The following is a 24,690-nucleotide window of genomic DNA, read 5'->3' as shown; positions in this document are numbered from 1 at the left end:
CGCCATTTGTATAGCAAAGTCACTTTAATACCGAGTTCTCTGGCTAATTCTGATATATTATTTCTCTCTTTGCTCAATTGAACTGCTTGGGTTTTGAAAGCAGGATCATAAATTTTTCGTTCTTGTTTCATATCTTAAAATTAAGGTTTTATGCTTAACTTTAACTGGACGTTAAATTAGTATATCCATAAGTTCAATGTTTCCAAAAATTACACTTCCTGAAGATGTAGTTCCAAATTTTGATTTCCCAGATTATAAAAAATTGATTCCAGATTTTTCTAATAATATTTTTTATAACTCTGATGTATTCGAATCTCTAAAGGGAATCTCAAAAATCAGTGAAAAAATATCAAATAATCCAGAAGTTCAATTTGCTTTCATAACAGATTTAGAGATTTTAAATCTCAAATCAACTGAAGAATTAAAGGAATCCTTAGTTGACAGTCTTGCCGATGAAACAATAATAGAAAAAGAAAATCTACTCGACAAAAACTTAATTCCTCTCTTATCTGAATTACAATTAGAAGACTTATGGTTGGGAGCCAATTACGCTTTGGAATCTTCAGAAAATCCGGATAAATTAAGACATTGCTTAATTTCATTAAGAACAATCCTCGAATACCTGATTGAAGATCAACTCGCACCAATTGAAAAGATCAAAAATGATGAAATGTTCAAATCTGAATTTAAAAAATATCATCAAGGAAAACAAGAAATCCATTTTGTTAAAGTATCTCGAAGTAAAAAAATAGAGTACTTTACGAACAAATTTGAGTATGGATTTTTGGAAGAATTTACCCGAAATGATATTCAATACATCTGTGATTGTTATTCAATACTATGCAACGTCCATCAACCGAATATTGGTATAACTGAAAATCAAGTAAGAAGTTTAAAAATTAAAACGGGAATTACAATTTGGCTTCTTTGTTATTTGTGTAAAATTCAAGAACAATAACATTGTCCCTTTCAATCAAATTATACACTTTTTTTCAACAAAACAACTTTTAGCACACTCATATCTTCACTCACTTTTTTGTCTAAAATCTTAGCATAATGTTGAGTTGTTCTGATACTTTTATGACCTAGCATTTTACTTACACTCTCAATAGAAACTCCATTAGATAAAGTGATTGTGGTAGCAAAAGTATGACGCGCAATATGATAAGTTAAATCTTTTTCTACACCACAAATATCAGCGATTTCTTTTAAGTACGCGTTCATTTTCTGATTACTCAATACAGGTAGCAATCTATCGTTGTTGATACAAATTGGGTTATTTTGATATTTTTCAATAATTTTTTCTGCCTGCGGGAGCAAAGGAATATTAGAGGTTGTTTTTGTTTTTTGGCGTTTGGTAAAAATCCATTTATTGCCATCTAATCCAATATTAATATTTTGAGTCGTCAATTGTTGTGTATCAATGTAAGCAAGACCTGTAAAGCAACTAAACAGAAAAATATCTCTTACTTGCGATATTCTTTCGTTTTTGAAATCTTTTGTTCTAAGAATTTCAATTTCCTGCTCATTCAAGAATGATCTCGTTACTTCGGTAAATTTGGACTTGTAATTAATGAAAGGATCTTTATCTATCCAGCCATTGCCCAAACAAATTCTAACGATCTTACCAAAATTTTTGATGTATTTTACAGCCGAATTATTATTGCAAGATTTTTATGTACGAAGAAAAAATTCAAAGTCGTTAAGAAATCCGTAATCAATTTTTATGATGTTGATATCGGTTAGATTATATTTCCATTTCAAAAATTCTTTTGTGTGGCTAATGCAGGTATTATATCTTGTTAAAGTTCCTTTTGCAAATTCTTTTCCTATCAGTTTCTCCATACGGTCATTGTGATCTTGAAAAATAGGTATAAGTGTTCTGTTCAGCTCGCCTTTACCCAATAACTTATTTTTAAGAGCCTCACAAGTTACTGTTTCCTTATCTCTCATTAATCCATGGTATGTATCATAAACTTTCTGCTCAAATGTTTTCAAATAATAATTAAGTGATCTGCATTCTTCCGAAGAGCCACTAACCTTCTGCATCGCAGAGTTCCATCTCGTAGGCTTTACCGTACGCTTTGTGCTTATCTCGGCTATTTTGCTGTCGATGGTAATTCGTAAATAAATAGGAGACTCTCCTACAGAATTGATTTTAGATTTTTTTACATAGAAAAGTAAATTGAATGTCTTGTTCATTTCGTTTAGCTTTTAAGATTTAAAATTAACCTTCGTAAAAACTTATCACAAGATGTTTAGTTGCTGAACTAGCTCCAAAACAGACTTTATCTGAATTTCCAGTGACCTTTTTTAACCTGTTGAAACAGGTCACTGAATAGGTCACTTTCAGACTGTGTTTTTTTAGTTCTCTTTGAACAGACATAAAACAAAAAAAGCTTTAAAACATACGTTTTAAAGCTTTTTGTACTACTTTGATATTGTAGTTGCGATCCGGACGGGACTCGAACCCGCGACCTCCGCCGTGACAGGGCGGCATTCTAACCAGCTGAACTACCGGATCTCTTGCCATAACTAAGATTAATACCTTTCGTTATTGTGGTTGCAAAAATACAACATTTCTGGAAACCTGCAAATATTTAGACAAAAAAAATGCTCTCCAATTCGGAAAGCATTCATTATCAAACTTATTTTTTATAAATGTGCGCTTAATTTTTCAGCAATCACTTCTTTCGGAGTTACACCTACCAATTTATCTACTACCTCACCATTCTTAAAAATAAGAACCGTAGGTATATTTCTGATACCATATTTCATAGAAATATCTTGGTTATTGTCTACATCTACCTTACCCACGATTGCTCTACCTTCAAAATCGGCAGCAACATCTTCAATAATTGGTCCCAATGTTCTACAAGGTCCGCACCACACTGCCCAAAAATCTACCAATACAGGTTTGTCTGATTTAAGTACCGTTTCTTGGAACGAGCTGTCTGTAATTTCTAAAGCCATTTTGTTTCTTTTATTTTAATTAATATAATTTCTTTGATTTCTGAGATCAAAATTACTTCTTTTCTTTGATAAGCCTATCTATGCTCAACATTAGTTTTTTCTATAACCAAAAAGTCTGCCGATATTTCTTGTAGTGCATTCACAAAAAAGTCAATATCTTCTTTCGTTGTTAAATGACTGAATGATATTCTGAGTGGCGTACAATCATCTATCTGATCTTCCGAAAGTACCATCATCATAACCATAGATGGTTTTGTTGCCCCTGATGAACATGCACTACCTTGAGATATGGCAATTCCTTTCATATCTAGCTGAAGTCCTATCAATGGGTTTTTATAGGGCAATAAAGCACTCAAAACAGTGTAAAGACTGTTTTCTTTTTCTGCACTTCTGCCATTAAATTTTATACCAGGAATAGCTTCTGTAAGCTTATCTTTTGTATAATCTTTTATCATTTGCATGTGATTCGAAAACTCCTCCATTTTGTTTAATGAAATTTCCAAAGCTTTGCCTAATCCTACGATGCCTGCTACATTTTCTGTTCCTGCACGTAAACTTCTTTCCTGAGGCCCTCCTGTAATAATCCCTTTCAAACCGCTAGATTTTCTGATAAAAGCAAAACCTACACCTTTCGGACCATGAAATTTATGCGCACTGCATGATGCAAAATCAACTCTGATATCTTCAAAATCTAAAGGAATATGTGCCATCGTCTGCACCGTGTCTGAATGAAAAAGTGCATTATTCTCTTTGCAGATTTCTGCTACTTTTTTGATGTCAATAAGATTTCCTATTTCGTTATTAGCGTGCATTAAGCTTACCAAAGTCTTTTTTTCTGAAGATTTTAAAAGTTCCTGCAATTTTGCAAGATCAATATCTCCCTTTTCGTTGGGACGGATGTAATTCACTTCAACCCCTTTTCTGGATTTCACATCCAAAATACTTTCAGAAACACATTTGTGCTCCATCGGCGAACTGATAATTCTCTCAATACCCAAATGCGATACTGCAGATTTAATAATCATGTTGTTGGATTCTGTGCCACATGAGGTGAAAATAATTTCAGCGGGAGTTACTTTAAGGTAATCTGCCACTTGTCTTCTTACGTTTTCGATAAGGATTTTAGCTTCCTGACCAAAACTGTGCGTAGAAGATGGGTTTCCGAAATTCATTTTCATGGTATCTACCATCGCATCTATAACCTCTTCTGTAAGTGGTGTTGTTGCTGCATTGTCTAAATATATTTTGCTCATTTCAGTTGGAAAAAAAGATTTAAAAAAAAAAATTGTTTTTTGATAAGTAACTGCATCAAAATTAATGAAAAAATTGGTAATGTCCTTCATTTGCCCAATTCAGCATCGGGCGATCGCCAGAAGTATCTCCGAAAGCAATGATTTTATCGTATTTTTCGTTTGAAATTTCTTTTTTTATACGCTCTAGCTTTTCTTTTCCGTTACAGTTTTTGCCAATAAAGTTTCCTGTAAAAACGCCATCTTTAAACTCGGCTTTTGTGGAAACCAATTCCATATTAAATGCATCTGCAAAAGGTTTAACCCAAATATCAAGTGAAGCCGTCACCATGAGGCTATCTGTATTGGTTTTGTTGATATTTTTAATAAAATCCAAAGCATTTTCCCTCACAATTTTGGGATAATTGGCTTCAAAAAACAGCCTTGATTTTTCTTTAATTTTAATTTCCTTTTGACCTTTTAAAATAGAACTTATGAAACTTTTTTTCACCTTTTCGGTATCTGCTAGATTAAGTTTAAGCAAAACAAAAAGCGGAATATGTTTTAAAAACTGCACACGAAATTTAGCCGAATCATAAAACTTAAGATACATAAACATGGTATCTTTATAGGTAAGCGTTCCGTCAAAATCGAAACAATACAGTTTTTTCATATTAATTAAAGCTTCAGTTTTTTAAAAATAAATTCAGGGATATTTCTAATGATTAACATTATAACGCCCCAAATTGGTAAAACGTATATAGAATTTTTCTGTTTTTTGTAACCATTATAAATACACTCTGCTGCTTGTTTGGGAGTAGCTGTCAATGCAGGATTCAAAGGAAGTCCCTCAGTCATTTTGGTGTCCATAAAGCCTGGTTTCACCGTCATCACATGCACTTTTTTATCAAAAAGATAATTTCTAAGACCGCTTAAATAGGCTGTAAAAGCGGCTTTTGCACTTCCATAAATAAAATTACTCTGTCGTCCTCTATCTCCCGCTACCGAAGACAATCCTATAATTGTTCCGGCTCTTTTTCTCTCAAATTTTTGTGCGAAATGATTAATTAAAGGAACCAATTTTGAAAAGTTAATTTCAATAATTCTTGCGGTATTTTTATCATCGTAAAGCCCTTCTTCTGAGGCTTCACCTAAAAATCCTGATGCACAGAACAAAAGATTTGAATTGATGTGATCGAGTTTTGTATAATTAATTTCTTTAGTAAGATCAATTTCGATTACTTCAGATTGCTGAAGAAACTTTACATCAATATGTTTTGCAAATCTTTCGGTGGCTTCTCTGCTGGAAGTTAAGAGATATATTTTTTCAAATTTTTCGCCTTCTTGCAAAGCTTTTTCTACAAAGGCCTGCGCCACTTCAGATGTACTCCCGAGAACAATCATATTGTATTATTATTTAAAATTCTTTTGTGCTGAAGAGACACAAACTTTGAGTTTTCAACGTTTTTAAGATAATTTGTGAGAGAAGAACGGCTCATACTATCTTTTGTAAGATAAATTTTCCCTCCATATTCTTCAACAATTGCATCAAGTTGATCTACCAATTTTCTAAGTTTTTTATTTACTTTAAAATCTAAAGCCAAAGAATATCCTTCGAACGGAAATGAGTTGTAAGCCTGAAGGTTTTCTTTCCCGTAAAGTTTTAAAACGGCCAAAAAAGAACCATTTCCTGATTTTGCAATGGTTTCTAGAATTCTTTGCATGCCTTCTCTGCCTTTATCTTTGGGGATCATCATTTGGTACTGAATAAATCCGGCTTTACCATAAATTTTATTCCAGTCATTCACAAAATCGAGAGGATAGAAAAATGTATCGTAATCTGTAAAGTTTTTTAGTTCTTTTTTTTGCTGTTTTTTATAATACAAAAAATTGAAAATCTTTACCGTCAAAGCATTCAAAACAAATCCCGGAAAATAAAATGGCACGGTAGGCGAAAATTTCTTTTTCAGTCTTAAAGAATTTTTTTTGAGTTTCTCAGGAAGCTCATGCTGAAAGGCATGCTCGCCGCGCATCATGATACTTCTTCCAAGATTTTTCCCTTTTTGAAGGCAGTCGATCCAAGCGACAGTATAAGTCCAGCTTTCACTTTCTTCAAATAGGCGAAAAATTTCGTCGAGATTTTCTGCTTTAATGCTTTCTTGGCGAATATAAGCGGATTCTATATTTTTCAGTTTAAACTTTACAGAAAGGATAATTCCGGTAAGTCCCATTCCACCTATAGTTGCCCAAAATTTATCTGAATTTTCTTCTCTAGAACAAAGAATAATTTCTCCGTTTTCTATCATCAATTTAAAATCGATAACATATTCTGAAAAGCAGCCTTCTGCATGATGATTTTTACCGTGAACATCGCTTGCTAAAGCACCTCCAACAGATATAAACTTCGTTCCTGGGGTTACATAAAGAAAATACCCTTGTGGAACTGAAATTTCCAGAACATCTGAAAGTAAAACACCAGATTCGCATTCAATGACTCCGTTTAATCGGTCGAAACTGATGAATTTATTTAATTTTTTAGTTGAAAAAATGCTTTCAGCTAAAGAAGAATCTCCGTAGCATCTTCCATTTCCTCGGGCAATAACTTCATTGTTATTCAGAACAAAATCTTTTATTTTAGAATATTGATCTTCCGAACGTATTTCTTTTTCAACGATGGGGAAATTTCCCCAGTTGGTTACTTTTTTAATAAAATTCGGTTTCATTCTTTAAAATAAATTTGAATTAAAAATGCGATTAGCCACAAAAAAAGCGTAATCTGAATATATCTATCTCTGTAGACAATTTTTGTTGGAGATTCTGTTCTATTGTACACCAAAGTCTGTTGTAAATACCTTAAGAAAGCAAAAACAACAAAAATTACAGTATAAAAAACTCTTGAATGAAACCTCTCCTGCACTTCTGGAGACAATGTAAACATCAAATAACAAATAATTGCCAATGTTACAGAAATCGAAAGGGCAATATCGGCAAACTGTACATTGTAGCCATCTAAAGCTTTTCTAGTTTTTCCAGAAACCTGAGCGTTGATAAGCTCTCCTCGCCTTTTCCCGATAGCAAGTACTAATGCCAGAACAAATGTAAGAAGTACTGCCCATTGTGAAATATCTATTCCTGTGATAGAACCGCCCGCCTGAACTCTTAAGACAAAACCTGTTGCAATAATAAAAATATCGATAATGGGAACGTGTTTTAATTTAAATGTATAGGCCAGATTCATGACAAAATATGTCATAATGATTGCTACAAATTTCCAGATGCTCTCATGAAAATACATCTGCGAACCCAGGGTAAAAACTACATTAACAAGCACCAGAACACCCAAGATAACCAAAGCCCGTTTTTTGGATATAGCTCCGCTGGCTAAAGGTCTTCTTCGTTTTTCAGGATGTTTTCTATCTGCTTCAATATCGTTGTAATCGTTTAAGATATAAACTACGCTTGCAGCAAGAGAAAAGACAACAAAAGCAACAATACTTTTAAGAAGAAGGTCAGTGTGAGTAAATTTACCAGCAAAAAAAAGAGGAACAAAAACAAAAAGGTTTTTCACCCATTGCTCTACCCGAAGTAGCTTTAAATATTGTTTCATTTATGTGTAATAAAATGCAAAAATACTGATTTTGCACAAAAAAACCGCTATAAAAGCGGTTTAGATATTTTAATAAATCAATAATAAATTACTGACCTTTGGCTGCGTCGTTAATCATTTTTTCGTTTGCGGTAATTGCAAACTCTACTCTACGGTTTTGAGCTCTTCCAGCATCAGTATCATTAGTTGCTACAGGATTAGATTCTCCTTCACCCAAAGCAAACAGTCTTGCCGTTGCAATTCCTTTAGCATTAAGATAAGACTTCACAGAATTAGCACGTCTTTCGGATAATTTTTGATTATAATCATCTGACCCAACGCTGTCTGTATGACCATAAATATTGATATTGGTATCTGGATTATTCTTTAAAATTGTTGTTAATTTATCAAGATTAGTCTTGGCAAGCGAAGTAAGGTCTGATGAATTGAAAGCAAATGTTACAATACTCTCGTTAAGGGTAATTTTTATACCATCACCTACTCTTTCTACTTCTGCACCAGGTAAAGTATCTTTAATTTCTTTAGCCTGCTTATCCATCTTGTTACCAATTACGTTACCAGCAACACCACCGATTACGCCACCAAGTACGGCTCCTAATGCAGCGTTTTTTCCTTTCCCTACATTGTTACCAAGAATCCCTCCAATTACTGCACCTGAGGCTACACCTACTGCTGTACCTCTCTGCTGATGATTAGAATTTTGCACAGCTTCACAGCTAGTTAATAATAATGCTGATGATAAAAAGAAACCAGCTATATATGTTTTTGTAATTTTCATTGTTTTAAATTTAAGATTAAATATAAGATTAGTTTACACGCTGAAAGTTGTAAATTACTTTCACGTTTTCACCTTCAAATGGTACATTTTGCTCTAGTGCGAACGTATCTGTTGAGCTATTTATTAGGGTAAGATTATAGCCAGAAATATTTTGCTTGGCTTTTGTACCGTCAGCAATTTTTTTGAATGAAAAAACATTATTTTTTACATCAAATTTTATTGGCTGATTGAACGTTGGGCAATCTGCACCACCACTAAGGGCATAAGAACCAGTGTAATTATTCGGAATCAATTTCCATTGGCTTCCTACGAAACACTGTGCATCTGCACCCTCATCAAAAGGCTTTATTTTGTACTGCTTGTCGTAATCTACACTCACAATTTGCCAGTTACCTTTCATTTTCAAAACTTCGGCTCTGGTTTCTTGGGCATCGCTTGCTTTCTTTACAGATGAGCAAGATAGGTTTAGTAAAGAAATCCCTATAAAACCTGTAAGAATAAACTTTTTCATAATTTCTGTTTAATTATTTTATAAAAATTATAGATATTAAAAACTATGCCAATATACAACAAATCAAAAAAAAGCCCACAATTTGTGGACTTTGAATTATATTATTTAAAAAGAAAACTATTTTTTTGCTTTCTTTTTTATAGTTTTTGAAGCTTTTTTTGCTTTACCAGAATTTTCTTTGTAGAAATTAGCAAACGCATACTCCGCTGCTTTTTTAACATCAATAACGCCTCCTGCTTGAGAGAAACCTGCAAAACCTTCTGCGGAGCTTGCATTGCTAGAATTCGTTAAAGATTCAATAATCTGTGCTGGTGTAAGATTTGGCATATAAGCCAACAATACTGCAGCTGCTCCTGCTACTACCGGAGAAGCCATTGAGGTTCCTTGAAGATATTGGTATTCGTTTTTAGGAGTAGTAGAATAAATTTCTTGTCCTGGTGCAAAAACATTAACCATTTTTTTATTATAATTAGAAAAGTCTGCTCTTAAAGAGTTGCTATCGTTTGTACTTGCACCTACTACCAAAACGTTGCTTACGAAAGGTTTTTCGTCTGTAACATTTTTAAAATTTGTAGGATAAGCTACATGTTCTGCTACGTCTTCGTTTTCATTTCCAGCAGCTTTTACTAAAAGAACACCTTTATCTTCGGCATATTTAAATGCTTCCCAAACAACATCTTTACCTGGAGAAACTGGTTTCCCGAAAGACATATTAAGAACTTTCGCTCCGTTATCTACAGCGTATCTTATAGCATTAGCAACATCTTTATCTCTTTCGTCCCCATTTGGAACAGTACGAACAGACATAATTTTTGCCACTTTTGAAGCTACACCATATTGCACTTCTTTACCTTGAGGGAGACCTGCAATAATTCCTGCAACATGTGTTCCGTGAACAGCATCAGGTCCTTCATAATGGTTATTACCGTATTTTTTTTCAGAATAATCTTCGTAGTTATCTCCTACAATTTCTTTTCGTGGATCAAAATTCACATCATACTGCTGAGCCTGTGGCGTAAAATGATCGAGAGCTTCTTTCATTTGCTCTTTCATTGCTTTTTCAAATTCCACAGAAGACTTTCCTGCAAATTCAGGATTATTAACGATTTGGTTCAATATCTGAAATGCCATCGCTTCTTTTTGGTCTACAGGCTTAATTGCTTTTACAGTTTCTGCCGTGATTGCTTTACCGTTTAGCATTTTCACCATGGTAGGAATTGATTCGTTAATCATCGTGTACATCTGTAGGCTTTGTTTTCCTTCTTGGCTTTTTTTGCCATACATTTCCTTAGATTTCATGTACATCGCAAACTGTTCCGGCATTTTTGCTTGGTTTGCTTTATTTTTTGAAGAATCTTCACCTTCAAAAACAGATTTATATTTGGCAACAACACGCGTTACTTCCATATTGTCTACTTCAATATCACCTTTCGCACCACCAATAAAACTCCATCCGTGAATATCATCGATATAACCGTTGTTATCATCATCTTTCCCATTATTAGGAACTTCATTAGGATTAGACCAGATATTTTTTACCAATCCTGGGTGGTCTACTTGTACGCCACTGTCTAAAACTCCTACTACAACCATATTCGGCTTCAATCCTTTAGATTCTAAGAATTTAAATGCATTTTCTGTGTTTACACCGTATACTTTTGTAGTAGAAAAATCCTTGTGATACCAAGTCATCAAGTCTTTATTTTCTTTCGGATTTACTGCATTTACTGAGTTTTCTTGTGCATAAGACAAGGTAAAGCCAGAAAGAAAAACAGCTGCTAAGAATAATTTTTTCATAAGTTGATAATTACATTTTTTTTAATCACTTGAAATTGCTTCGTTTTAAAAAGAATTAATTTAAATTCTTTCAACAGCAATTTCATTAGATATTTTTTTAATATTTTTAATATATGTATTAGATTCCGGGCCTTTGTTACAAAGAAGGTCTATTATGGATAAATCTTTGATAAAACCAAACTTATCTGAAAATATCTGATAATACTCTTCAATGGAATACTCTGAGTGTTTTTTTGTTGAAAACTTCTCTCTGAAATTGATGGCATCCGGATTTTTAAGATATTCTGTATTCAAAGAATGTGCCTTTTCTGTTTTTAAAATATGCTGAATAACTTCCAGACTTTTAATATTAAAATCAAAAAGAAATTTTTCTTTTTTCTCGAAAATTTTCACAAGTTTATCTTCATAATATTCAAAGTAAGGCGAACTTTGATATACTGTTTTAATGGATTTCCAGTGTATATCTGACCAATTTTCGCGGTAAGAAATTTCCGTATTTTTATATTCTCTGGAACCATTGTGATTTATTGGAATGATGAGCGAAAGCTTCCCATTGGCTCCATAAATATTACATCGATTTCTGTACGTTTGTTTAGGAAAATTTTCACATTGCTCGAAGCTGATCTCATTTTCATCATTCAAAAATTCTGAAAACCATGAAATTGGTGGTAAATAGAATACCGGTAATAATATATTTTGCATAATTTTTTTTTAATTTTTCGGAATAAAAACCCTTCCTATGACTTCATTTTTATCTACAAAACCAAGGTAACGTGAATCGAGACTTTCATTTCTGTTATCTCCCAAGAAAAAAAGTTTTCCTTTTGGAATTTTTATAGGTCCAAAATTATTGGCTGTCCATTTTTTGCCATACTGTTTGCGTATACCTGCATCATATTCTGGGATTGCAAAAAGCTCATAAGCAAAATCATTAGTAAGCTCATTATCTGCAAGCTGTGCCAGAAAATACATATTATCTAATGCATAAAATTCATCAAATCGATGTCCTTTTTCTACTAAATAATTTACAAAAGTACGATCTATTTTGTAAGACTTTTTCAGTGTAAATAGATGATCAACATTTTCATTATTAATTATTAATTTTCCCTCAGAAATTTGCAATATATCACCCTCTGTAGCAACCAATCTCTGAGGATATTGCCCAAGCTGGTAATTTGTATTTTTTTGGTTGTAGACTAGAATTTTAAATTTTTTGTAAGGCAGAGAATTTGAAAAGAAAATAAAAGATTTTCTTTTGATAGTAGGCTCACTTCCGCCTGTTGGTAGAAAAGCATATTGCAAAACTCCAGTGAGTTTTGCAATAATAAATAGTCCACCAAAAACACCTATTGTGATAAGTATTATTTTTAAAATATTTTTTTTGAACACTATTCGTCTTCAGTTTTATTTTTTTTAAAGAGCTTTACAAAATATTCCCACCCGAAGAAAAGAATCAATATCATGGCTGCAATCCACCAATACGAAGTTTTGTTGGCTTCTCCCGTGTTGGTAGCTTTAAACATCCTATCCCAACGGAATCTCCATCCTTCTGCTTGATAAGATGAACTTGAATCATTAAAAGCTCCTTCAATACTCATCCAGGTAAACATGGGTTTCCCTACAATATTTTCTTCAGGAACAAAACCAAAGAATCTTGCATCAAGTGAAGCGTCTCTGTTGTCACCCACCATCATATAATAATCTTGTTTGATGGTATAGTTTTTAGCAGGTTGATTGTTGATAAAAATTTGCCCGTTTCTTTCTGCTACACTGTTGTGCTCATATTCTGAGATAATCCAGCGATACATAGGTAAAGTTTCTTTATTAATAGCAACTACATCGCCTTTTTTAGGAATTCGCACGGGACCATACCAATCTTGATTCCAGGCTTTATTAACTGGGAAAATAGATTGTGCAGTATCTATTTTGGTACGTGCTTCATCTTTATAACTAATTGCCGCATCACCTTTTACTAAAATATCTTCCCTTACCGACACCACTTGTGGAAGAGACTTGATTTCTTTTAATCGTGCATCTGTAAGCTGCATGACGTAGACAATATTCTCTGGTTTAATGTTATATTTCTTTATAGCCTCCTGAAAATAAACTGTTTGTGAGTTTACTCTAGCAATAGAAATATATTCTAATCGTTTGAAAAGCTCTTTTGTATCTATCTCACTGCTTGCTTCCACTACAAATGCATGTTGCTCTTCTTGATCTCCTAAGATTGTTTCAGGTTTATCATTTACAAAAAGTTTCCCTCCACGCATCTCAAAAGTATCTCCTGCAACGGCTACACATCTTTTCACATAAGGATCTTTTCTGTCTATTGCTGTATGAACAGAATCCTGAGGATAATTGAAAACTACAATATCACTTCTCTGAGGCTTATTGAATTGTAAAATTCTTTCGTAAGGTAATTTCACGCCATCTACATAAGATTTACCATCGTTTTTAGGATTTCCATCTTTTTGAAAATCATAAATTGTTCCTTGAAGAAATGGGATCGCTAAAGGACGCATCGGCATTCTGTAGCCATAGCTCCATTTGTTTACGAAAAGGAAATCTCCGACAAGTAAAGTTCTCTCCATAGATCCTGTTGGGATACCAAAAGGTTGGGTTACAAATACGTGAATTATTGTTGCAAAAACCACTGCAAAAGTAATAGATCCCAAAAATGACTCTTTCTTTTTTACCGATTTTTCTTCGTCTGTAAGAAACATAAACTTGGCTTCTTCATCTTCTATCTCAACATCTTTTGAATAATTGACAGACGCCATGTAAATAAACGGTAATACCACAGTAAGAATTTGCTGCTGCACAAGTGTTTTACCAAATTTTTTCATTAAATATAAATGAAAAACAGACATCATAATTGGCCCTACAATGGGTAGGTATGATAAAACTGCCCACCATTTAGGATGTTGGGTTTCTTTTAAAATAATAAAATAATTATAAAAAGGAATAAATGCAAAAGCAGGATTGTATCCCATTTTTTTAAACAGTTTCCAAGTAGAAATCCCCATCAATAGAGATAGAACGAAAACGTAAACTGCGTAGGTTAAAAAGTAATTCATAAATTTCGTGCCTGATCTTTTAAATATAATTAATGAGCAATATGCAATAAATATTTTTTTTACTTATAACTCAGATATTAGTTAGTTAGTGAAAATTTGTTTTTGTTACAGAATTAAAGTCCTAAAACGTCATTCATTGTAAAAATCCCTTTTTTGTCTTTTATAAATTCTGCAGCAACTACAGCTCCGAGTGCAAAACCATTTCTGTTGAATGCGGTATGTTTTATTTCAATTTCATCTACTTCACTTCTGTAGAAAACACTATGTGTACCAGGCACTTCGTCTTCACGAATTGCGAAAATACCCAATTGATTATCTTTGGTTTCTTCTAGTTTCCAGGCATCAAATTTGGGATTAATTTTAAAAATGCCTTCTGCTATTGAAATAGCTGTTCCGCTTGGTGCATCTTTTTTGTGAATGTGGTGAATTTCTTCGAGCTGACAGCTATATTCATCCACATTTTTCATCAAAGCTGCTAATTTTTCGTTTAGAGAAAAGAAAAGATTTACGCCTAAACTAAAATTAGAACCATACAAAAATGCTGTTCCGTTTTCTAAAGCAATGGTGTCGATTTCCGCTCTTTTTTCCAGCCAACCAGTTGTACCAGAAATAACAGGGATTTTATTTTCAAGACATGATTTAATATTACTGAATGCGGCTTCAGGAATAGAAAACTCAATAGCTACATCGGGATTATTCAGGTTTTCAGCAGTTGGGGTTTCCTTTAAACGGGCTACAATTTCATGACCTCGCTTGAGAGCGATTTCTTCGATGATTTTTCCCATTTTTCCGTATCCAACTAATGCTATTTTCATGTGTGAATTTTATTGTTTTAAGAATATCAAATCTCCAAAATAAAATTATTTTATTCCTTAGGTGACTTGCAATTCAATTTCGTTTAAAATCTAAAATTTAAAGCCAAACCTGTTTTTGGAGGCTGTGTGCGGAAATTATCATAAATAACCGCTGGTGCAAAAGTAAGATCGGGATCTTTTCTGCCTTCGTACAAATGCGCATCTACTACGGCATCAACAATATTAAGAATATAAATTAATCCTGTAATCGCAATGGCATAATCGCGCTGTCTTTTTATTCTGTCTTGGGCATTTCCCAAAGCAATTTTATCTAAATATGGTTTTGAATCTACAAATTCATTAGGCGTACCATTGAGTTTCGCAATGTAATATTCTCTGTATTTAAGGTATTCATTTTGATTCCAAATAGCAATACCTACGCCTGTTCCTACGGCACCTAAAACAATTGGAACTTTCCAATATTTTTTATTGTAAACCTGGCCTAGTCCTGGCAAAACAGCAGAATACAGTCCTGCTTTTGTAGGGTTGAGTTTTTTTAGGCCACCTTTTTTTGCGGGAGCATTTGCGTTTTCAATTTCTGAAACCACATTTGCCTCATTATTTTGTTTTGCTGCAGGAATACTGTCTTTTGCGTAATGGTCAAGGCGTATAGAATCTGAAGGTTTTATCTGAGCAAAACTCAAACTGAAAACGATAACAAAAAAGGTTAAGAATATTTTTTTCATTTATTTAATATGAGATAAAATATATTCTAGCTCATCTTCATTTTTAAAATCTAGCACTATTTTACCTTTTTTTCCGGTTCCTGTAGTTTTTATCTCCACTTTTACATCCAAAATATCGGCAATGGTTTTCTGAGCTCTTTTATAATTATTTGAAAGCTCGGCTTTTGCTCTTTTAGCAGCTGGAGATTTCGGGTTTTTAAGAGCTGTTGCAGCTTGTTCCGCTTGTCTTACATTGAGTTTTTCTTTGATGATTAAATCAAACAAAATTTGCTGATGCTCTTCCGTTTCAAGACTTATAATAGCACGACCATGACCGGCAGAAATCTCCCCGCTTCTTATTGCATTTTGAATATCCGGACTTAATCTTAAGAGCCTAATAGAATTGGTAATTGTACTTCTGTCTTTCCCTACTCTTTGGCTTAGATTTTCTTGAGTAAGGCCTATTTCGTCCATCAGTCTTTCATAGGTTAACGCAATTTCTATTGCATCAAGATCTTCTCTTTGAATATTTTCTACAAGAGCCATTTCTAAAAGCTCCTGATCGTTTACCAAACGTATATATGCTGGGATTGAATGCAAACCCGCAATTTTACTAGCACGATAACGTCTTTCCCCTGAGATAATTTCAAATTTACCACCATCTTTTCTCAGTGTTACCGGCTGAATAACGCCTAAATTTGTTATAGATTGTGCAAGTTCGTTTAATGCTTTCTCATCAAAATAAGTTCTTGGCTGGGTAGGATTGGGATAAATATCTTCGAGAGCAACCTCTACAATATTTCCCACAAACTTGTCTGCTCCTTCATCAGTAGCAGAATTTATCGTTGCTTTGGACTCGGCACTCAAAATTGCTCCTAACCCTCTACCCATTGCTCTTTTTCTGTCTTTCATTTTATATGAATGATGATTGAATATTGATAATTGATTTATTTTTAAAAATATAAATCAATTTAGTTTTTTACTAATTTTTCGTTTTTTAACAATACTTCTTCTGCAAGCTGAATGTATTGAATTGCACCTTTGCTTTCTGCATCATAATTTAAGATACTTTCTCCGAAACTTGGCGCTTCACTAAGACGTACATTTCGACTGATGATTGTTTCAAAAACCATTTCTGGGAAATGTGAATTCACTTCTTCAACAACTTGGTTAGAAAGTCTTAAACGGCTATCATACATTGTAAGCAACAAACCTTCTATATCAAGATCTTTGTTGTGGATTTTTTGTACGTTTTTGATAGTATTTAAAAGTTTACCCAAACCTTCTAATGCAAAATATTCACATTGAATAGGTATGATTACGGAATCTGCGGCAGTAAGAGCATTCACGGTAATTAAACCCAAACTTGGCGCGCAATCTATGATGATATAATCGTAATCATCTTTCACACTCTGAAGCGCTTTTTTCATCATGTATTCTCTATGAACCTTATCTACAAGCTCAATTTCAGCAGCCACAAGATCAATATGAGAAGGCACAATATCAAGATTTGGAGTAGAGGTTTGCTTGATGCACATTCTGGTTTCCACACTGTTTTCCAACAAATTATAGGTAGAATATTGCACATCATCAACCCCTAGACCCGATGTGGCATTAGCCTGAGGATCAGCATCAATAATTAAGATTTTCTTTTCCAAAACACCCAAAGCGGCGGCAAGATTTACTGCGGTAGTTGTTTTCCCTACACCCCCCTTTTGATTAGCAATACCTATGATTTTACCCATTATTAGAACTTTAAGCATCAAAAATACACTTTTTTCTCTGCTTTGTACGAACGGATAAAATCAAAAATAAGTTAAAGTATTGTTAATAAAAGGATTAGCTTAAAAAAAAATTATCCACAAAAAAAAATATTTGTGGATAAGTATAAAAATGTAAGATCAAAATCTATTGATCAAATTTCATCTTGATAGGAAATTTAAAATAGCTTCGTACAGCATCCCCATCTTTATCTATTCCTGGAGACCATTTTCCTTTTACTTCCATTACTGTTTTGATTGCCTCTTTATTGAAATCTGTATTTTTTCCTTCTGCTTTTATATTTGAAATACTACCATCAATTTCTACAACGAAAGTAACTATTGTTGATATAAATTCCTCATTTTGAAAATCTTCAGTATCAAATTTATTTAATATTTTATTTCTAAATGCATCAATTCCTCCATCAAATTTTGCCGGAACGCTTAATCCGTCTGTTCCTACAATTCCTTTATCTTTAGCTTTTACAATTGCAGCCCCTTGGATTGCTTGGGTTTGTGTATTTGGAATAGGATTTGTCTGAGGCTTCTGGTCAACTATAGGATTTCCATCAGGATTATCAACAGTTCCCGCTACAGCATCAACAGGTTTGTTAATTTGGTAATTAGAATCATCTGCTTTATTTTTAGGCGTAACTAACTGTGCATTGAATGTTTTAACGTTTGGGGCAGCAGGAGGCGGTACATTCGCAGGCGGTACAACAACATTGTGTTTTATGGGATCTCTAAAATCTACTTCTGTAAGTTTGATTTCAGGTTCCGCTATAGTTGTACTATTTTGTGCTTTTGGCGAAATGATGTACGCAGTTAAAGAAATACCAGCTATTACAGCTAGACTTAAGAAAAGTGATTTTGCTAAAATAGCATTAGCTTCGGTTCTGAGATCATAAGCACCATATTCTTTGTTACGATGCTCGAAAACGATTTTATTAAAGCTTAATTCTGGGTCTGAGAAAAAATGTTTCATAATAATAAGGCATTAAAGATTTTGAATAATTCATTTTTCAGAGTATCATCTGATTAATAAAAAATACATCAAAACTTCTGCCAAATATTTGCCGATTTAATAATATTATATGCAAAACATTAGTAAAATTAAATCCTAAAAAACCAACAACTCATCATTTACATTAATTTTCAAAAAAAAATCTGCTTTATAAAAGCAGATTTCATTGTTATTCTTTCACGAATTTTATATTTCGACCGTTGATTTGGAAAATGTAAATTCCTGGTGTATAGGAAGAAATATTAATTGCATTACCCGGTTTATACACATCGCTTGTTATAAGACGTGCATCTGCAGAATATATCCTAAAATCTGTAGACCTATTGACTCCTTTTAAATAAATTTCGTTTTTGGCCGGATTTGGATATAACCCAAAATTTTCCAGATCTAATTCATTAATATTTAACGCATTGTCTAGATTTACAGTTGAATTTTTTTCTAAAATCTGATATTCGTAATTAAACTGAACACTTGCCACGGTGAAACCTACGGTTTCAGTAAAATATTGATTGTTGTTTGTATTATTTAAAACAAAATAAGCAACTTGCCCCCCGGTTCCGTTCACCTTGATTGGCAATGGCATATCAAAGAAATTTACCGAAGAATGACTTTGAGTTTGGGAAACTTTAAAAGCCAAAGCATTACCCGTCTGCTTCCATCGGATATCATAGGTTGGATAACCTTGTCCGTAAATCCAGTCATTAAAAAATTCTGTAAAATCTTTAGCTGTAGAAGTTAACACAGAACTTTTAAAATCATTTGTCAATACATACTTGTAAGCAAGATTTGGTCTTGCATGATAATCTTTGATAGCATTATAGAAATCATTTTCTCCTAAAATCCACTTCATCATTCTGAGCACGTAAGCACCTTTAGAATAAGAAAGTCTACTGCTAAATATAGTCCCTACATTCCCTAAATTGGCGTCTGCCACATAAACACTTCCGCCGAGCTGGCTTGTGATGTAATCTTTCTCTGAGATAAGATAGTTCATAAATTGCGCATTGGTCATCAAAAGTTTTTCGTTTGCCAAGTGTTGACCGTAGGTTGCAAACCCTTCGTTGAGCCAAATATCATTCCAAGTGCCACAGGTTACCTTATCACCAAACCATTGATGAGCGAGCTCATGAGCTATTAATCCCTTTTCCCAACTTCCCATAGATGACATCGTTTGATGCTCCATTCCGCCACCGTACATGAATTGCATGTGACCGTATTTTTCGTTTCTGAAAGGATAAAGCCCAAAGTAAGTCTCGAAGGTATTCATTGCTTGTTTGGTCCATTCAATATTTGCCATACTCGTTGTATTGGCAGCTGTAGAAGGATAAACATAGTTGATAAAAGGAAACGGGGGCGTCCCAATTGTATCTGTAAGTTTTGTGAAATTTGTGATTGAAAATGCTATAAGATAAGCTGCAGTTGGGTATTGAGTTCTCCAAAAAGTTCTTTTTAAACTTCCGGGAAGTGTAGTTTCAGACATGAGCATGCCATTTGAGGCAACATTGTACTGAGAAGGCGCTGTTATTTTTATATCAAATCTTTCAATTTTATCATTTAAACTTTGCTTTGTGGGAAACCAATCTTGAGCCCCGTAAGGTTCGCTGAGCGTAGACATTACTGCAGTTCCGCTTTGAGTTGTTGTAGAAAATGCATTATTTGCAGTAGGAGGAGCACCGTTGTAATTAATTGTGAGAGAATCTAAAACATTCGCAGAAATAGGTGCTTGGAAATCTATTTTAACTTCCTTGGTTGCCAATTGCTGAAACGTCAAATTTACACCATGATATTGCACCGAAGAAACAGTAAGTGTATTTGCCAAATCAAAATAAATACTGCTCATCGCCTGATTGGGCTTGAAATGAGAAGTTACAGAACCAGAAACGGCATAAATAGAAGGGTTTAAATCTAAATCCATTCTTTGATACTGCAAATCATAATTGAGAGTATTTGGATTGGTGTTTCCCACATTCATTTTTGCTGTGAAAGATTTCATTTCTTTGTTTCTCAATGATTTCATATCAATATTTTGGTGTTGAGCCGAAAAGATTTGAAACATAAAATTTACTAGCAGAAAAATGTATAATTTTTTCATTAAATCATTATTAATATCGCATCAAAGATAAAAAAAACCTTCTAATCACAGATTAAAAGGTTTTAAATAGTATTAAAATATTATTTTTACAAATCTAAAGTTGGCTCAATCAACTGTTCCATCCTTTTCTTTACCATATCTACCGAACCAGCGTAATTGTTAACTAACAAAGAGAAAACCAAAGTTTTACCAGTATTGGTTTTAATATACCCTGCGAGAGTTTTTACCTTATTTAAAGTTCCTGTTTTAGCAAAAACCTGTCCGTTTCCTGTTTCCAAAAACATTCTTTTTAAAGTTCCTGTCTGCCCGCCAATTGGAAGAGAATTAAAATAAGTTTGATAATATTTTGTGCCCATCAACGAAGTGAGATATTTCACTTGTGCTATTGGGGTAACTTTATTATTTCTAGAAAGCCCGCTACCGTCTATATAACTTAAACCTTCAACATCAAAAGCCATATCTCTCAAGTGCTCTGTAACAACTTCTCTACCTGTTTCCGGAGCTTGATTTCCTTTTTTGAAATAACCCACTGTTTTAAGTAAAGCTTCTGCTAATGAATTATCACTTCTTTGATTAGTGTAATAAACAATATCTGCTAAGGTTGGTGATTTATAAACACTTAATGTTTTTCTGATTTCTGGTAGAGCGTCGGTAGTTTTTGTTTGAACTTTACCTGTAACTGGTAAGCCACTCTTCACTAAGCTTGTTCTGAAAGAATTAGCAAGATAAGCTGGTGCATCGGGCAATTTTGTAGTCAAAACTCCCGTGCCATCGTATTTTTCAGCATATACCATTTGATTGGTGTATGGAGAAACATAGAAATACTTTTTATCGTTGCTTACAATGTTGTTCTTTTTTACAATCAGTTTTTCATTAGCCGGATTTATTTGCTGAGTAGTACCTGCGGGCAAATAATAATTATTATTTTCTAACCATACAACATTTTCCGGAAGTCTCGTAATGTTACCTTTGAAAAGCGCTGTTTGGATGATAATATCACCATTTACTTTTTTTATACTTTCTCTTGATAGCGCATCTGTGAAATCTGTAATAATTTCTTTGTATGACCAAGCGCCAGCTTTGTTGGTTCCCAAAGATGGGTCGCCACTGCCTACGATATAGATATTCCCGTTTAAAACACCATTTTCATCAACTGTTCCTGAGTATTCTAGCTGCGTCATCCAACGATAGTTTTCGCCTAAAAGATTCAATGCTGTTTCTGTAGTGAGCAATTTTGTTGTAGATGCAGGAACCAAAGGTGTGTTTTCATTATAAGAAGAGATCACTTTTTTGGTTTTCGGATCGTAGATTACAAATCCCCAAGTTGCATTTTTCAGCACAGGATCAGTTATCAAAGTATTGACGTTAACATCTACAAGCTCTTTGGGAGACAATATAGTCTTCTCAATCGTTGCTAACGGGGATGGAAGATTGAAAGGTCTTTGGCTATCTGAATTGGTATTGAAGAGAACTGCAGAAACAGTAGATTGAGCTAGGAATAAACCAGAAGCTAATACCGTAATACTTGAAATATATTTTCTGAAATTTACCATCTAATTATTCTTTTTTTGTAAGTTTTTTAATAAGAAAGCTATGAATTAGTTAAACTAAAAAATTGCACCTTATGATGTTACCAACAATCAAAAGTAGAAATTATTGTTAGAAGTCAGCACATTACGGACTAATAAAAGCAATTAAAATGTGTTAAACTTTGTTAAAAGTCTATTAATAAGTACTTTTTGATGCTGTGGTAGGCTGTAATCTCATCAAATTCTTCAATGCTTTTTAAAACTAATTTTTTAAACGAGGCATATTTATTGCCTCTTGGCAGTTTTATCAAAATTTGAAATTGAAACATATTGTTAATTTTAAAAACCGGAGATTTCTCTGGCCCTAAAACACATTCTTCGGGTAAATATTTTCTGAGCACCGACCCCATAAACTGAGAAGCGCGGGTTATTTTATCTTCTTTTCTATGGCTCAGTTGCAACATAATCATTTTTGTATAAGGCGGATAATGAAATTTCTTTCTTTCCTTTAAAAAATAATCATAAGTTTTTGCGGCATCATTCATTTTAATCAACTGAAAAACAGAATGATCCGGATTATAAGTTTGAATTAAAACTTTTCCTTTTCCAGAAACACGCCCTGCCCTTCCCGAAACTTGGGTAATTAATTGATAAGCACGTTCTTCTGCCCGAAAATCTTGAACATACAGCATTGAATCTGCTTTTGGAATTGCTACCAATTCTATATGATCAAAATCTAAACCTTTAGAAATCATTTGCGTTCCCACTACAATATCGGTTTCTCTTTCTTCAATTTTTTCGTACAGTTTTTCGTATGCAAATTTTTTCCGCATAGAATCTACATCCATTCTGTCAACCTCGTTATCGGGAAATAATTTTGAAACTTCTTCATGTATCTGCTCCACACCTACTCCTCTTTCATTTAGATTTTCAGAATAGCATTTTGGGCAAGCCTTTGGTTTTGAAGCGCGTTGACCACAATAATGGCATTTCATCTCGTTGGCAAATTTATGATATGTCATTACCACATCACAATTTGAGCAATAATTAACGTATCCACAAGTTTCGCATTCAATTACATTGGCGTAACCACGGCGATTGTGAAGAATGATTCCTTGGTTGTTTTCGTCAACCGTTTTTTTAAGTTCTTCAAGCATTCTGAAAGAAAAGTTACCATTCACGTGCTTAGAATCTTGGGCTTCTTTGAAATTGATTAATTCAAAAACCGGAAGTTCTACTTCGCCAAATCTTTTGTCTAAAAAAACGTATCTCAAACGATCTTTCTGCCCTAAATAATAGCTTTCTACAGAAGGAGTTGCCGAGCCTAAAATAACATTAGCATCATAGAAATTCCCCAAAACCAATGCAACATCTCTCGCATTGAAATAGGGCGAAACATCTTTTTGCCTATAAGCAGAGTCATGTTCTTCATCAACAATGATTAACCCTAAATTTTCGTAAGGCAGAAATAAAGCATTTCTAGTACCTATGAGGATTTTTATTTCGTTTCGGCTGATTCTTTTCCAAACCTCAACCCTTTCAAAATCTGTTAGTTTTTGATGATAAAACCCAAGTTCATTTCCGTATTTTTTTTCTAAGCGCTGTGTGATTTGCTTCGTTAAAGAAATTTCTGGCAACAGAAAAAGAACATTTTTTTCTTGTGCAATACACTCTTCTATTTTCTCTAAATAAATGTGCGTTTTTCCTGAAGAAGTAACTCCGTGAAGTAAAACGTTTTTACCTTCTTCAAAAGCCACATCAATTTCTTCCTTCGCAACCTTTTGAATATCAGAAAGTTCTTCAATCTCCTCTATTTCTCCCGTATAACTTTCAATTCTGTCTTTTTGCTTATAATATTCCTCTAGAAAACCTTTATCTGCCAAAGCTTTGAAATGGGAAGAAGAAAAATAACCATCTTCAAATAAATCTGATTTTTTTAAAGGTTGACCAGGATTTTCTGTTTGTTTTTCAAGAATATGGAGAAATAATTCTTTTTGCTTTCTCGCTTTTGTTAATCCTAAAAGAATCCCTGTAAGACTTTCATTTTTAAGAACCTCATCGTTGATTTTCACATAAGCTACTTCTTTGGCTTTGTATTTTTCGGCGACTTTTTCATCAATTTCTATGTATTGAAGATCAATTAACGAATTGATGGTTTTGATTATATCTTTTTTGGGTATAAAAGCCTCAATATCTGTAAGATTAATCAACTGACGAACTTCTAAAGCTTGAATAAGGTACATTTCGTTGACATCCAGAATTTCAAAATTAATGACAGCGTTTGGCTTTAATTTCAAGTAGGTTTCGCTTTCCAATTTCAAAGAAGACGGGAAAGCAAACCGATATATTTCGCCTAAAGTGCACAAATAATAATCTGAAAGCCAGTTCCAAAACTTAATCTGTTCATCCGGAACGATGGGTTTGCTGTCTAAAATACTGATTACTTCTTTGGCAACAAAATTTTCGGGAGCTCTGTCATGAAGTTCAAAAACAATCCCGGTGTAGATTTTTTTTCCACCAAAAGGAACGAGAACTCTCATTCCGCATTGGATTTGGTCTATAATTTCTTCGGGAACTTTATAGGTAAAAGATCCTTTAAGATTGAGCGGTAAAATTATTTGGGCGTAGTACAAAGGGAATATTTATGGTGTAAAATTAATTGTTTCTGAAGGAAAGTGCAATTTTTTTCGTCATTGAATATTCTGTTGATTGGCACCGACCCTCCCATAGCCCCGATCGCAACGGCATCCTTTTTTTGTGGCGGATGGAGCATAGCGGAAGCCGGCACAAAAAA

The 24,690-nt window shown here is 33.7% G+C and carries 24 protein-coding genes and 1 tRNA gene; 1 reads left to right on the top strand and 24 read right to left on the bottom strand.

What is annotated here, in order from left to right:
* The coding region (locus BW939_RS13470) for a transposase (RefSeq protein ID WP_143753998.1) at window positions 1–131 on the bottom strand (131 nt) is incomplete at its 3' end.
* Window positions 132–196: 65 nt separating this feature from the next.
* On the opposite strand from BW939_RS13470, the gene BW939_RS13465 reads away from it, so the two are divergent.
* Complete coding sequence (locus BW939_RS13465) at window positions 197–958, top strand: pPIWI-associating nuclease domain-containing protein (protein WP_076452534.1); 762 nt, start codon at window positions 197–199, stop codon at window positions 956–958.
* A gap of 20 nt (window positions 959–978) precedes the next feature.
* On the opposite strand, the gene BW939_RS16120 is transcribed toward BW939_RS13465, so the two are convergent.
* The 23 genes from BW939_RS16120 to priA all read right to left on the bottom strand — a co-directional run bounded on the left by BW939_RS16120 (window position 979) and on the right by priA (window position 24,529).
* Window positions 979–1,608 carry a site-specific integrase gene (locus BW939_RS16120; protein WP_317043283.1) on the bottom strand — a complete coding sequence of 210 codons (630 nt, stop codon included), beginning with the start codon at window positions 1,606–1,608 and terminating at the stop codon, window positions 979–981.
* Between the two features lie 66 nt (window positions 1,609–1,674).
* Window positions 1,675–2,202, bottom strand: coding sequence for a phage integrase SAM-like domain-containing protein (locus BW939_RS16115; protein ID WP_317043282.1), 528 nt, complete (start codon window positions 2,200–2,202; stop codon window positions 1,675–1,677).
* A 248-nt stretch (window positions 2,203–2,450) separates the two neighbouring features.
* Window positions 2,451–2,524: transfer RNA gene (locus BW939_RS13455), tRNA-Asp, on the bottom strand.
* Between the two features lie 131 nt (window positions 2,525–2,655).
* Window positions 2,656–2,973: a thioredoxin gene (gene trxA, locus BW939_RS13450; RefSeq protein WP_076452533.1), complete on the bottom strand. Its 318-nt coding sequence runs from the start codon at window positions 2,971–2,973 to the stop codon at window positions 2,656–2,658.
* A gap of 74 nt (window positions 2,974–3,047) precedes the next feature.
* Window positions 3,048–4,226: a cysteine desulfurase family protein gene (locus BW939_RS13445; RefSeq protein WP_076452544.1), complete on the bottom strand. Its 1,179-nt coding sequence runs from the start codon at window positions 4,224–4,226 to the stop codon at window positions 3,048–3,050.
* Window positions 4,227–4,287: 61 nt separating this feature from the next.
* Window positions 4,288–4,875 carry an HAD-IB family hydrolase gene (locus tag BW939_RS13440; protein WP_076452532.1) on the bottom strand — a complete coding sequence of 196 codons (588 nt, stop codon included), beginning with the start codon at window positions 4,873–4,875 and terminating at the stop codon, window positions 4,288–4,290.
* 5 nt (window positions 4,876–4,880) lie between these two features.
* Window positions 4,881–5,606, bottom strand: a complete 726-nt coding sequence (locus BW939_RS13435; RefSeq protein WP_076452531.1) for an SDR family NAD(P)-dependent oxidoreductase — start codon at window positions 5,604–5,606, stop codon at window positions 4,881–4,883.
* On the bottom strand, window positions 5,603–6,925 hold the full coding sequence (locus BW939_RS13430) for an FAD-binding oxidoreductase (protein WP_076452530.1): 1,323 nt from the start codon (window positions 6,923–6,925) through the stop codon (window positions 5,603–5,605). Before BW939_RS13430 ends, BW939_RS13435 begins: the two co-directional genes overlap by 4 nt.
* Complete coding sequence (locus tag BW939_RS13425) at window positions 6,922–7,809, bottom strand: decaprenyl-phosphate phosphoribosyltransferase (RefSeq protein ID WP_076452529.1); 888 nt, start codon at window positions 7,807–7,809, stop codon at window positions 6,922–6,924. Before BW939_RS13425 ends, BW939_RS13430 begins: the two co-directional genes overlap by 4 nt.
* A gap of 88 nt (window positions 7,810–7,897) precedes the next feature.
* Window positions 7,898–8,587 (bottom strand): YiaD family glycine zipper/OmpA-like lipoprotein, encoded by a 690-nt coding sequence (locus BW939_RS13420; RefSeq protein ID WP_076452528.1) that lies wholly within the window; start codon window positions 8,585–8,587, stop codon window positions 7,898–7,900.
* Between the two features lie 28 nt (window positions 8,588–8,615).
* Window positions 8,616–9,098, bottom strand: coding sequence for a lipocalin family protein (locus tag BW939_RS13415; protein WP_076452527.1), 483 nt, complete (start codon window positions 9,096–9,098; stop codon window positions 8,616–8,618).
* Between the two features lie 117 nt (window positions 9,099–9,215).
* Entirely contained in the window at window positions 9,216–10,895 is a 1,680-nt protein-coding gene (locus BW939_RS13410; RefSeq protein ID WP_076452526.1) for a S8 family serine peptidase, read from the bottom strand.
* Window positions 10,896–10,955: 60 nt separating this feature from the next.
* Entirely contained in the window at window positions 10,956–11,597 is a 642-nt protein-coding gene (locus BW939_RS13405; protein WP_076452525.1) for a WbqC family protein, read from the bottom strand.
* A 9-nt stretch (window positions 11,598–11,606) separates the two neighbouring features.
* Window positions 11,607–12,284, bottom strand: a complete 678-nt coding sequence (lepB, locus tag BW939_RS13400) for a signal peptidase I (RefSeq protein ID WP_076452524.1) — start codon at window positions 12,282–12,284, stop codon at window positions 11,607–11,609.
* Window positions 12,284–13,972, bottom strand: coding sequence for a signal peptidase I (gene lepB / locus BW939_RS13395; protein ID WP_076452523.1), 1,689 nt, complete (start codon window positions 13,970–13,972; stop codon window positions 12,284–12,286). Before lepB (BW939_RS13395) ends, lepB (BW939_RS13400) begins: the two co-directional genes overlap by 1 nt.
* Window positions 13,973–14,085: 113 nt before the next feature.
* Window positions 14,086–14,787, bottom strand: coding sequence for a 4-hydroxy-tetrahydrodipicolinate reductase (gene dapB, locus BW939_RS13390; protein WP_076452522.1), 702 nt, complete (start codon window positions 14,785–14,787; stop codon window positions 14,086–14,088).
* Window positions 14,788–14,870: 83 nt separating this feature from the next.
* Window positions 14,871–15,512, bottom strand: a complete 642-nt coding sequence (locus BW939_RS13385; RefSeq protein ID WP_076452521.1) for a DUF5683 domain-containing protein — start codon at window positions 15,510–15,512, stop codon at window positions 14,871–14,873.
* On the bottom strand, window positions 15,513–16,403 hold the full coding sequence (locus BW939_RS13380) for a ParB/RepB/Spo0J family partition protein (RefSeq protein WP_076452520.1): 891 nt from the start codon (window positions 16,401–16,403) through the stop codon (window positions 15,513–15,515). It abuts the gene before it with no gap.
* A gap of 59 nt (window positions 16,404–16,462) precedes the next feature.
* Window positions 16,463–17,236 (bottom strand): ParA family protein, encoded by a 774-nt coding sequence (locus BW939_RS13375; protein WP_076452519.1) that lies wholly within the window; start codon window positions 17,234–17,236, stop codon window positions 16,463–16,465.
* A 163-nt stretch (window positions 17,237–17,399) separates the two neighbouring features.
* Window positions 17,400–18,236 carry an energy transducer TonB gene (locus BW939_RS13370; protein WP_076452518.1) on the bottom strand — a complete coding sequence of 279 codons (837 nt, stop codon included), beginning with the start codon at window positions 18,234–18,236 and terminating at the stop codon, window positions 17,400–17,402.
* 208 nt (window positions 18,237–18,444) lie between these two features.
* Window positions 18,445–20,292 carry a M1 family metallopeptidase gene (locus BW939_RS13365; protein WP_228417245.1) on the bottom strand — a complete coding sequence of 616 codons (1,848 nt, stop codon included), beginning with the start codon at window positions 20,290–20,292 and terminating at the stop codon, window positions 18,445–18,447.
* 161 nt (window positions 20,293–20,453) lie between these two features.
* The gene (gene dacB, locus BW939_RS13360; protein ID WP_076452516.1) at window positions 20,454–21,920 is read right to left on the bottom strand and encodes a D-alanyl-D-alanine carboxypeptidase/D-alanyl-D-alanine endopeptidase; all 1,467 of its coding nucleotides are present in this window, start codon (window positions 21,918–21,920) and stop codon (window positions 20,454–20,456) included.
* A 161-nt stretch (window positions 21,921–22,081) separates the two neighbouring features.
* Window positions 22,082–24,529, bottom strand: coding sequence for a replication restart helicase PriA (gene priA, locus BW939_RS13355; RefSeq protein ID WP_076452515.1), 2,448 nt, complete (start codon window positions 24,527–24,529; stop codon window positions 22,082–22,084).
* Window positions 24,530–24,690 lie beyond the last annotated feature (161 nt).

The sequence above is a fragment of the Chryseobacterium piscicola genome (assembly GCF_900156685.1).
GTDB classification, from domain to species: domain Bacteria; phylum Bacteroidota; class Bacteroidia; order Flavobacteriales; family Weeksellaceae; genus Chryseobacterium; species Chryseobacterium piscicola.
Note: the sequence above shows the minus strand (reverse complement) of the source record. Positions and strands in the feature narration are given on the sequence as shown.

What these genes read in the sequence shown, in the direction of transcription:
- BW939_RS16115 (WP_317043282.1), bottom strand. Translation starts at nt 2,202, where the DNA reads ATGAACAAGACATTCAATTTACTTTTCTATGTAAAAAAATCTAAAATC.
- BW939_RS13440 (WP_076452532.1), bottom strand. Translation starts at nt 4,875, where the DNA reads ATGAAAAAACTGTATTGTTTCGATTTTGACGGAACGCTTACCTATAAA.
- BW939_RS13405 (WP_076452525.1), bottom strand. Translation starts at nt 11,597, where the DNA reads ATGCAAAATATATTATTACCGGTATTCTATTTACCACCAATTTCATGG.
- BW939_RS13445 (WP_076452544.1), bottom strand. Translation starts at nt 4,226, where the DNA reads ATGAGCAAAATATATTTAGACAATGCAGCAACAACACCACTTACAGAA.
- BW939_RS13465 (WP_076452534.1), top strand. Translation starts at nt 197, where the DNA reads ATGTTTCCAAAAATTACACTTCCTGAAGATGTAGTTCCAAATTTTGAT.
- dapB (WP_076452522.1), bottom strand. Translation starts at nt 14,787, where the DNA reads ATGAAAATAGCATTAGTTGGATACGGAAAAATGGGAAAAATCATCGAA.
- BW939_RS13435 (WP_076452531.1), bottom strand. Translation starts at nt 5,606, where the DNA reads ATGATTGTTCTCGGGAGTACATCTGAAGTGGCGCAGGCCTTTGTAGAA.
- BW939_RS13375 (WP_076452519.1), bottom strand. Translation starts at nt 17,236, where the DNA reads ATGGGTAAAATCATAGGTATTGCTAATCAAAAGGGGGGTGTAGGGAAA.
- BW939_RS13420 (WP_076452528.1), bottom strand. Translation starts at nt 8,587, where the DNA reads ATGAAAATTACAAAAACATATATAGCTGGTTTCTTTTTATCATCAGCA.
- BW939_RS13380 (WP_076452520.1), bottom strand. Translation starts at nt 16,403, where the DNA reads ATGAAAGACAGAAAAAGAGCAATGGGTAGAGGGTTAGGAGCAATTTTG.
- BW939_RS13410 (WP_076452526.1), bottom strand. Translation starts at nt 10,895, where the DNA reads ATGAAAAAATTATTCTTAGCAGCTGTTTTTCTTTCTGGCTTTACCTTG.
- BW939_RS13370 (WP_076452518.1), bottom strand. Translation starts at nt 18,236, where the DNA reads ATGAAACATTTTTTCTCAGACCCAGAATTAAGCTTTAATAAAATCGTT.
- BW939_RS13365 (WP_228417245.1), bottom strand. Translation starts at nt 20,292, where the DNA reads ATGAAATCATTGAGAAACAAAGAAATGAAATCTTTCACAGCAAAAATG.
- BW939_RS13425 (WP_076452529.1), bottom strand. Translation starts at nt 7,809, where the DNA reads ATGAAACAATATTTAAAGCTACTTCGGGTAGAGCAATGGGTGAAAAAC.
- BW939_RS13430 (WP_076452530.1), bottom strand. Translation starts at nt 6,925, where the DNA reads ATGAAACCGAATTTTATTAAAAAAGTAACCAACTGGGGAAATTTCCCC.
- BW939_RS13415 (WP_076452527.1), bottom strand. Translation starts at nt 9,098, where the DNA reads ATGAAAAAGTTTATTCTTACAGGTTTTATAGGGATTTCTTTACTAAAC.
- BW939_RS13385 (WP_076452521.1), bottom strand. Translation starts at nt 15,512, where the DNA reads ATGAAAAAAATATTCTTAACCTTTTTTGTTATCGTTTTCAGTTTGAGT.
- lepB (WP_076452523.1), bottom strand. Translation starts at nt 13,972, where the DNA reads ATGAATTACTTTTTAACCTACGCAGTTTACGTTTTCGTTCTATCTCTA.
- dacB (WP_076452516.1), bottom strand. Translation starts at nt 21,920, where the DNA reads ATGGTAAATTTCAGAAAATATATTTCAAGTATTACGGTATTAGCTTCT.
- trxA (WP_076452533.1), bottom strand. Translation starts at nt 2,973, where the DNA reads ATGGCTTTAGAAATTACAGACAGCTCGTTCCAAGAAACGGTACTTAAA.